The sequence below is a fragment of the Lysinibacillus sp. NPDC093216 genome (genome assembly GCF_050280325.1).
Taxonomy (GTDB): Bacteria; Bacillota; Bacilli; order Bacillales_A; family Planococcaceae; genus Lysinibacillus.
This window is the reverse complement of the sequence record NZ_JBNNVB010000054.1, coordinates 1-9,553: the sequence shown is the minus strand read 5'-3', so window position 1 is coordinate 9,553 and position 9,553 is coordinate 1. Positions and strand designations below refer to the sequence as shown.

General features: G+C 37.2%; 9 protein-coding genes, 1 tRNA gene and 1 other RNA gene. 4 read left to right on the top strand and 7 right to left on the bottom strand.

The features are described from left to right. Positions 1-290: 290 nt before the first annotated feature. The 6 genes from ACQKOG_RS26830 to ffs all read right to left on the bottom strand — a co-directional run bounded on the left by ACQKOG_RS26830 (position 291) and on the right by ffs (position 4,210). Positions 291-563: a pro-sigmaK processing inhibitor BofA family protein gene (locus ACQKOG_RS26830; RefSeq protein WP_142511000.1), complete on the bottom strand. Its 273-nt coding sequence runs from the start codon at positions 561-563 to the stop codon at positions 291-293. 134 nt (positions 564-697) lie between these two features. After that, a complete protein-coding gene (locus tag ACQKOG_RS26825; protein WP_132364636.1) occupies positions 698-913 on the bottom strand; it encodes a YaaL family protein in 216 nt (71 codons plus the stop codon). A 13-nt stretch (positions 914-926) separates the two neighbouring features. Further along, positions 927-1,523 (bottom strand): recombination mediator RecR, encoded by a 597-nt coding sequence (gene recR, locus ACQKOG_RS26820; RefSeq protein ID WP_079564088.1) that lies wholly within the window; start codon positions 1,521-1,523, stop codon positions 927-929. A gap of 11 nt (positions 1,524-1,534) precedes the next feature. Further along, positions 1,535-1,849 carry a YbaB/EbfC family nucleoid-associated protein gene (locus tag ACQKOG_RS26815; RefSeq protein WP_427448584.1) on the bottom strand — a complete coding sequence of 105 codons (315 nt, stop codon included), beginning with the start codon at positions 1,847-1,849 and terminating at the stop codon, positions 1,535-1,537. 21 nt (positions 1,850-1,870) lie between these two features. Further along, positions 1,871-3,658 (bottom strand): DNA polymerase III subunit gamma/tau, encoded by a 1,788-nt coding sequence (dnaX, locus tag ACQKOG_RS26810; RefSeq protein ID WP_427448583.1) that lies wholly within the window; start codon positions 3,656-3,658, stop codon positions 1,871-1,873. Positions 3,659-3,942: 284 nt separating this feature from the next. Continuing rightward, positions 3,943-4,210: signal recognition particle sRNA large type (gene ffs / locus ACQKOG_RS26805), an RNA gene on the bottom strand. A gap of 469 nt (positions 4,211-4,679) precedes the next feature. On the opposite strand from ffs, the gene ACQKOG_RS26800 reads away from it, so the two are divergent. The 4 genes from ACQKOG_RS26800 to ACQKOG_RS26785 all read left to right on the top strand — a co-directional run bounded on the left by ACQKOG_RS26800 (position 4,680) and on the right by ACQKOG_RS26785 (position 8,563). Further along, positions 4,680-4,772, top strand: a tRNA-Ser gene (locus ACQKOG_RS26800). A gap of 284 nt (positions 4,773-5,056) precedes the next feature. Continuing rightward, complete coding sequence (locus ACQKOG_RS26795; RefSeq protein ID WP_427448582.1) at positions 5,057-6,319, top strand: ATP-binding protein; 1,263 nt, start codon at positions 5,057-5,059, stop codon at positions 6,317-6,319. Beyond that, positions 6,320-7,198: a response regulator gene (locus tag ACQKOG_RS26790; protein ID WP_337992051.1), complete on the top strand. Its 879-nt coding sequence runs from the start codon at positions 6,320-6,322 to the stop codon at positions 7,196-7,198. A gap of 90 nt (positions 7,199-7,288) precedes the next feature. After that, positions 7,289-8,563 carry a cation:dicarboxylate symporter family transporter gene (locus ACQKOG_RS26785; RefSeq protein WP_370083301.1) on the top strand — a complete coding sequence of 425 codons (1,275 nt, stop codon included), beginning with the start codon at positions 7,289-7,291 and terminating at the stop codon, positions 8,561-8,563. An 87-nt stretch (positions 8,564-8,650) separates the two neighbouring features. On the opposite strand, the gene ACQKOG_RS26780 is transcribed toward ACQKOG_RS26785, so the two are convergent. Continuing rightward, the gene (locus tag ACQKOG_RS26780) at positions 8,651-9,283 is read right to left on the bottom strand and encodes an RraA family protein (RefSeq protein WP_402874887.1); all 633 of its coding nucleotides are present in this window, start codon (positions 9,281-9,283) and stop codon (positions 8,651-8,653) included. Positions 9,284-9,553 lie beyond the last annotated feature (270 nt).

Sequence of the window (9,553 nt, the reverse complement as noted above, 5' to 3'; positions counted from 1 at the left end):
AAGAAATTTGATTAGCTCAAATTGTTTTGCTGGCATCATGTTTGATGTCCAAAATTTTGTTTCGTTCACCAACTCAAGGTTAGCTACTAAAAACTATATTGATTACGTTTTGCTTGTTCAGTTTTCAAGGTTCATTTCGTTGCCGTTTCTTAGCAGCAACTCTTAAATAATATCATGTCGTTTACTTATTGTCAACAAATAAATTATTTAATTTAAAACTCATTTGTTTTTCAACAGTTATCTTAACGACTCTTATTACTATACCACAATATTTTTATTTTGCAAGCATCTTATAAAAAATATATTAAAGCAGTTATCCCTAGCACACCCGGAATACCTAATATTGCAATTGTGAATACTGAAAATAGATTAATCGGCACATTATAGCCTGCATACCCTATTCCTAAGTGAATAATAAATAATAGTAGAAAGGCAAAAGCAAATCTAAACCAAAACACAGACATTCCTTCTAAAATTTTACCCATCTTGGCATGTCTTATTATTATATAAAGAAAAAGAAGCACTACAGGCACACAAAAACTCATAATTACTAACCACGACATATGGTTACCCCCTTAGAAAATATAATTATGAAAGTTTATGTTTCCTGTTTTGCTTCTATGAATATTAATTATACCGAGGCACCAACTTATTTCAGCGGGTGTTTGGACACCCGCTGAAATAAGTTTAAAAACTATTATTTAATTAATACTCTACGAATTCTAGCTTCCTTGAATAAATAAAAATGTATACTCTCCGCAGCTTTGCGTTGAGCTATTACTTCTAAATCATAGTCGTCTAGTAATTCTTCAATTATCTTTGCCTGCTGTAAATCCTCTTTTGTTCCTTTTATAAGATTCACAAGCTTGTCATCGAATTCTTTTTTTAATTTTCCCTTACTGCGGAAGAACATATTAATCCCTCACTCACAATTCTCGGCGACCTTCCATTGCCTTCGATAACGTTACTTCATCTGCATATTCTAAATCTCCACCTACTGGTAGTCCATGAGCGATCCGTGTTGTTCGAATACCAGATGGCTTCACTAGACGAGAAATATACATAGCTGTTGCCTCGCCTTCAATCGTCGAATTCGTAGCTAAAATAAGTTCTTGAACAGTCTCATCTTGCAAACGAACTAGTAGCGAAGCGACATTAATATCCTCTGGCCCAACACCATCCATAGGTGAAATAGCTCCCTGTAATACATGATACATACCGTTGAAATCACGCATTTTTTCCATCGCAATCACATCTTTTGTATCTTGGACAACACAAATAATAGAATGATTTCTTTGTTTGTCTGTACAGATATGGCATGGATCTACATCAGTTATGTTGCCACATACGGAGCAATAGCTTAAATTTCGTTTAGCATCAATCAATGCCTTTGAAAAGGATAAAACGTCATCTTCTTTCATTGTTAACACAAAAAACGCCAGACGAGCCGCGGTTTTCGGCCCGATACCTGGCAATTTCATAAAACTATCAATCAGTTTCGATATTGGTTCTGGGTAGTACATTTATTTACCTCCTAGAACGGAAGATTCATGCCTTGAGTAAATTTACCCATTGTTGCATTCGTTTTTTCATCTACTTTTTTCAATGCTTCATTTGCAGCAACAACGATTAAATCTTGTAGCATTTCGATATCGTCTGGATCTACTACTGATGGATCAAGATTTACTTCTACAATTTCACGTTGACCAGTTACAGTTACTTTCACCATACCGCCACCAGCTACACCTTCAAATTGCTCTGCATTTAAAGTCTCTTGAGCCTCCATCATTTCCTTTTGCATTTTTTGCATTTTTTTCATCATACCTTGCATATTTCCCATTCCGCGCATAAACATATTCCTCCTAAATGATTAATCTTCAACAACCTCAATAAAATCTTTACCAAACAGCTTTTCTGCTTCCGTCACAAGTGGATCTTGTGAAGCAAGCGGTTGAGCATCGTCGATAAACGGCCCTTCTGGCATTTCTGCCGGTGGTGGTTCTGACAATTCCATTTCATGATCGGTTTCATTCTGAGATTTTTTCTCCTGCTGTAAGCCATGATCACGAATAAACTCTTCACGTAATTTTAACCAAGCCTCTTCAGGCGTACAAAGCATTTCATACATAGTACCAGTTTGCCCTGCAATTAATTGTGTGAATTGAGCTTTTAGGGCTTGATTATCAGCAACCATTTGACAATGAATATCATACTTGAATTTTAACACAAAAGCACTTGATGATGCCGCAACAGGTTCAGCCTCTGCTAAAAGAGCTGACTGAGATTTTTGCATCTGACTTAATGCCTGGGCCCAAACCGATTTGATACGTTGCACATCTTGCTTTGTAGCATCCTTTAGTATCTCTTGAATACGGCCTGTTGGTGCTTTATAGCCATTCGGACTTTTTGCTCGTGGACGTTGCTCTTTTGGTGTTTGCGCTGTTTGCATAGGAGCACCTGCTTGTAATTGAGCTGATAGTTGTTGCACCATCTGCTCAAGTGCCACGATTTTTTGGGCGAGCTCAGGGCTCATAGCTGCCTCACCTGAAGTGGTAGTCTGACCAACTGCACCACCCGAAAACTGCACCATTTTAAGTAACGCTGTTTCCAAGTAAATCTTTGTATGGTGGGAGAACCGCATTTCTTGCTGTGTTTTCGCTAAAATATCAATGTAGCCATAGAGCAAATTCGGTGCAAAATCATGCGCCAATGTAAATACTCGCTCCTCTGGTGATACTAGTTCTAATAATTCAGCCAAATCCTCACTTGTTTGCAGTAATAATAAATCCCGGAAAAATGTAATCAAGTCCTCTGAAAGTCGAAGTGGATCTTTCCCATCCGCAATAAGCTGTTCTAATAACGCAAGCATTTGTGCGACATCTTTTACTTTTAGAGCTTCTGCTAATTCATAGAAAACTTCCTGACTAATAGAACCTGTCACAAGTAATGTATCCTCAAGCTTCAACTTTTCTCCACTGAAGGATACAACCTGGTCTAATAAACTTAAAGCATCACGCATACCACCCGCTGCTGACTGTGCGATTACCTTTAAACCTTGTTCCTCAAATGGTAACTCAATATCTTCTAACACAACTTTCATGCGCTCAATAATATCATTGGTTGAAAGACGCTTGAAATCAAAGCGCTGACATCGCGAAATAATTGTTGCGGGCAATTTATGAGGCTCTGTCGTCGCTAAAATAAATACAGCATGTGAAGGTGGTTCTTCTAACGTCTTTAAAAGGGCATTGAAAGCACTTGTAGAAAGCATATGCACTTCATCAATGATATACACTTTATATCTGCTACTCGCAGGAGCAAATCGAACTTTCTCAATGATGTCTCGTATTTCTTCAACGCGCGAATTAGACGCCGCGTCAAATTCAATAACATCTGGGTGAGAACCGTCAGTAATGCTTAAACAAGTAGCACATTCATTACAAGGCTCTTTTGATGGTGCATGCTCACAATTTAAAGCCTTTGCAAAAATTTTAGCTGTACTTGTTTTCCCGGTTCCACGTGGACCAGAAAATAAATAAGCATGTGTTGTTTTATTCGCTAGGAGAGCATTTTGTAGCGTTCTTTTGACATGTGCTTGACCAGACATCTCTCGGAATGATTGCGGTCGATACACACGATAAAATGCTTGATACGTCAATGGTTTCCTCTCCTTTTCTTCATCATATAGAATAGTTCTATTATAGCATTTTCGTCATTATTTATAAAATAGTGTCATCGTTTTTCAAAAATTTCGGGACGATTCTCTTTCACTTCCTGTAGTGAAAGCTGATACTTCCGGCTCCTATCAGCCGCCTCGTACAATTTGTAACTCCCATAAACGTGCTAATGATTGATTTTCTGTCCCAACAAATAGTATAAAATCATATAAAAAAAACGCATCCGCCTTTTGTAGACGGATGCGTTTGAATTGGCAATTTAATGCCGTGCACCTTTCTTCGACAGCCGCACATAAGCGTTACTCTTGTCGTTAGCTCAGATTAGGCAACCCCGCGGCACATGAATAAGACCACTTAATGCTGCTTCCTTCCGGACCTGACATAGTTCATGGGTATCCATTGCGCAGGACCCAATCGTCAACACTACGTGCAAAAGGCAGACCAAACAATACGGACAGCCTCGAAAAAGGAATTCAGTCTCGCTAGAGCGGATTGCGAGTTACAGGACACCGCTACCTTCCCACCTAGCACGGCAATAACTAGTATACTGACTGTTTTCATAAATTGCAACTTAATACACATAATATTTATTTGGAACATTCTATCTGCACTGTAAGAAAGAAATTATTAATCCATTATGCCTCGCCATAATTGCCGCTGTCGCTTCGCTTTCGCGCAGATAAACAATGCGTCCGGAATCGGCTTTGCGCTTGCCTGGATGAGGGCCGACACGATGTCGGCCATTTCGATAATACCTTACCGATTATCGCATGGATGCGCTATAAGAACTCTTTTTCATTCCATGTCATCCGCTCAAAAACTGACTTAGTACCGCATTCATCTCCCTCCTATAGAGGTGAAAGACTTCTGTACCTGACGCTTTACTTTCGCTACAGAAAATAATTGTTGAATGAAGTTAAAAAAACATAAAAAATCTGTTGACGTGAATTTTAAAATATGATAAATTAAATCTTGTCGATAAGACAACGAACAAAACAACATGGAGGTATACCCAAGTCTGGCTGAAGGGATCGGTCTTGAAAACCGACAGGCGGGTAACACCGCGCGGGGGTTCGAATCCCTCTACCTCCTCCAGTTTTAAAATTCCGACTACGAATGTAGCCGTTTTTTTTTGCTTAAAAATTATATGTAACATTTACTAGATGCCACTTCCACTTAGGTTGTGGTATTTTTTTATTGTAAATTGTTATAACCGTAAAAAATCTATAGCATTATTTCATCTAGACAAATGCGCTTTCATTATGAAACCACTTTTCGCCCCAACGCAATATTAAAAGTAGTGGTACAATTACCTTTATTTCAAACAAATGAGCTCTTTTAGCATAATGCTCGTTAATATTATTAGGAAGGATTTTTTTATGCACTCGAAAGTTTACATATCCCGTGCTTCCCTCACTTGGATTTTGACAATTGCCCTGTTAACTGCTATTGGTAGTGAAATTAAAATAATGCCTTTCGCTGATACACCTTTTCGTTTCGGATTAGGAAGTATTATTTTCTTTTTGTGCACTCTGCTAAGACCTACACCTATTATTTTCGCTGGATTTACTACGAGTATCGTGACAACCATTTTTCGAGTTATCATTAATTACACTTTACATGATGTTCCAGTAGTCAATAGTTTACTAATACATTTACCTGCCGCCGCCTTTTATATATTGTTTGCAGTATGCCTACAAATTCTAAGCATTCACCAATATAGAGAAAAACCACTATTGCTTGGATTGCTAGTTGCGTTTAGTGAAGTATTCAGTAATTTAGTGGAACAACTATTTCGTTATTTTATAAATTCTTATACTTTTTTATTCCTTCATGATTTACTTATACTATTAGCAGTTGCTTTATTACGTAGCTTTTTTGTTGTTGGTATATATAGTTCCATTTTAATTGCTGAGCAAAAAAAACGTGTTCAGGAAATGCTTACAATCGGCTCAGATTTATATGTTGAGACACTTTATTTAAAAAAATCTATGAACCATATAGAAGCAATAACAGTCAGTGGGTTTGAACTATATCGACAATTAAAATCGCTAGGTTATCGTGCAGAAAGTTTACAGGCACTTCATATTGCCCAGGAAATTCATGAAGTGAAGAAGGATTCACAACGCATTTATGCAGGTATTTCTAAAATTGTTGGTGAAAAGAGCTTTGGATCCCTTAGATTGTCAGAATTATTACATTATATTGAAGACGGCAACAGTAAGTACGCTAATTTTCTCGGCAAAGAAATTGAATTTAAATTAAATATTGAGATCGATTTTCAAACGAAGGAACATATTGCATTGCTTGCACTTTTGAATAATTTAACAGCTAATGCTATAGAAGCAATTGAAGATCAAGGCATCATTTCTATTGCCATTCAGCAGCAACAGGATGATACTGTAATAACAGTATGCGATAACGGAAAGGGCATTCCACAAAGTAATCTCTCTATCATTTTTGAACCTGGATACACTACAAAATACAATGTAGACGGTGTCGCAGCAACAGGTATTGGGCTCTCACATGTTGCTGAATTAGTAAATAAATTAAATGGCTCAATAACCGTTGAATCAAATACTCAAAACACGATGTTTAAAATTACAGTTCCTACGCAAACTATTCAAACGGGAGAGACTTAAATGAGGTATTTTATTGTAGATGATGATCGTGCAAGTCGGGTCATGTTAAAACAAATTATTGAAGATAGTGGCTTAGGTACAGTTATTGGTGAAGCACGCAATGGTGAGGACGCCATTCCACAAATTTTAATGACACAACCTGAATTTGTGTTGATTGATTTACTTATGCCTAAGCTTGATGGGATAGCAACAGTCGAACACCTTATTCAAAATCGTTTTGAAGGACAATTTGTCATGATTTCTCAAGTAGTGAATAAGGAAATGGTTGGTGAGGCATATGAGCAAGGTATAGATTTCTTTATTCATAAACCAATAAACCGTATTGAGGTTGAAAATGTTTTACGTAAAACAACTGAACAATTTCGCCTGAAAAATTCATTACTTATTATTCGCCAATCACTTACAAATATTGATCTAAGTGAACAAATCAATCATAAAGCAACGTCACGCGATCATATTCAATCCATCTTAAATGATATGGGGATCGTTGGCGAGATTGGAAGCGAAGATATTATAGCTATCATCGAAACATTACTTGCGCATCAGCACAAAATTGCACCACTTCCACCATTAAAAGAGCTTTATGAGGAGATTGCAGTTGTCACAAAGGCTACACCAGATGAAATTTTGAAGGAAAGTAAAGCCATTGAACAGCGGGTGCGCCGAACTATATTAGCAGCGATGATAAATCTCGCCAATTTAGGTGTCGTAGATTATACAAACTCCGAATTTGAATATTATGCACCTAGATACTTTGACTTTAAAGAAATTCGTCTGCTTATGACTCAGATAGAAGATCACAAAAATCGCAAAGCAAAGGTTAATATTAAGAAGTTTATTCAGGTATTATATTCAGACATTTTAACTAAATTAAATTAATTTTCTCGGATTTTGTCGGATTTCATAAGTCCTCCGTATTATTAAAGTAAGGCAAGTCCTAAAAATTTAATATTAGGAGGTACTAAGGTTTTGAAGAAGAAATTTAGAATCAGTTTAGCCACTCAAATTTTAGTCGGTTTGATTTTAGGGATTATTATTGGTGGTATCTTTTACGGAAACCCCAAAATTGAAACATATCTACAACCTCTAGGTGATATTTTCCTTCATCTAATTAAAATGATTGTTGTACCGATTATTATTTCGACTTTAATCGTTGGTGTTGCTGGCACTGGAGATATGAAACAGCTTGGACGATTAGGCGGGAAATCGCTTATTTACTTTGAGGTTATTACAACAGTAGCAATTGTAATTGGTTTACTTTCCGCAAACTTATTCCACCCAGGCGCGGGCGTAAACATGAACGAGCTCTCTAAAGGAGATATTTCGAAATACGTTGCAACTACAGAAGAAGTACAGCATGAAGGACCATTTGATATTATTGTAGGCATAGTACCGACAAATATCATTCAGGCAATGTCTGAAGGTGATATGCTTGCTATCATTTTCTTCTCAGTTATTTTTGGTTTAGGGGTTGCTGCCATTGGCGAACGTGGTAAACCAGTATTAAACTTCTTCCAAGGGGTAGCAGATACCATGTTCTGGGTAACTAACCTCGTAATGAAATTCGCTCCAATTGGGGTATTTGGTTTAATTGGTGTAACCGTTTCCAAATATGGATTCGCTTCACTAATACCACTCGGTAAACTCGCTATACTTGTTTATGCAACAATGCTATTCTTTATCTTTGTCGTTCTTGGTCTTGTGGCCAAATTTACAGGTATCAGTATCTTCTTCTTAATTAAAGTATTAAAAGATGAGCTGATTTTAGCGTTCTCAACAGCAAGTTCTGAAGCTGTGTTACCACGAGTTATGATGAAAATGGAGAAACTAGGTGCTCCAAAGGATATCGTATCCTTTGTTATTCCAACCGGTTACTCTTTTAACTTAGATGGTTCTACACTGTACCAAGCTATTGCTGCATTATTTATTGCTCAAATGTACGGTATTCACCTAAGCATTGGTGAACAAATTACGTTAATGCTTGTATTAATGGTTACATCTAAAGGGATTGCAGGTGTTCCAGGAGTATCCTTCGTTGTGCTTCTAGCAACTTTAGGTACTGTCGGCATTCCAATTGAAGGTTTAGCATTCATCGCAGGTATCGACCGTATTCTTGATATGGGACGTACAGTCGTTAACGTAATTGGTAACTCACTTGCGTCATTAGTAATGGCGAAATGGGAAGGCCGTTTCGATTCAGAGAAAATGAAAAATTACTTTAAAGATAATGAAAATTTAGCATAAAAGTTAAAAAAATCCTCACGATGTATGGATGGCATCGTGAGGGTTTTTTTATTACGTCTGGAATCGGCCGTTAGGCTTTAACTTCTTTCAGCTTCTTCTGGAGGAAGTTAATGCTTTATCTAAATAAGCAATAATAGATTCTTTTCCATTTGCATGTGCCTCTTGAGCACGTACGTCATCTTTTTCGAGCTTTACCTCAGCGGCTGCCACAATACGCTCTGCATCTTCCTGTGGCACGACAACGACACCGTCAACATCCCCAATAATATAATCACCAGGGCGAACAGAAACGCCCCCAATAGCAATAGGAACATTTACTTGACCACCGCCGTTTTTATTGCCAGCTGCTACCGTTGTGCCAAGTGAAAATACAGGAAAGTCTAGCTCACGAATAGCTGCAATATCACGAATAACACCATCAACGACAAAGCCCTGTACACCTATACCCTTCGCTAATGAAAGAACAAAATCACCAGCAACTGCACGATTGGTATTCCCTTTAGCGTCAATTACTAAAATATCCCCTTCTTTAGCAACTCGAATGGCTTCCAATACTGCACCATTTTCACCATCTGGTAAACGCACTGTTACTGCACGGCCAGCAATTTTATAATGATCTGCTAACGGTTTAATATCACTGCGTAAATTCGTATGTCCTCCTGTCGCATCTGAAACTGCAGTCGTTGGCAAATGCTTAAAACTTACTTCCACCTTTGTCATCTATAACACCCCTATTATGATTTATGAAAGCTTTACACAATTATTGTAAATAAAACTCAGCTACTTTTTCAATATATATCAGAAAATTATGTAAATATTACATTTGAAGACTAGCTATTACATACGTTAACCTTTTCTCTAATTCTTGCAATTATTTTATTCTTCTTTATTAAACGAATCAATTTCATAAATCACTTTTTTCAAGAGCTTAGACTGCTCCTATTAAGAAAACTTACGTTTTTAAAAATTATGCTGCTTGAGTTTGTACTT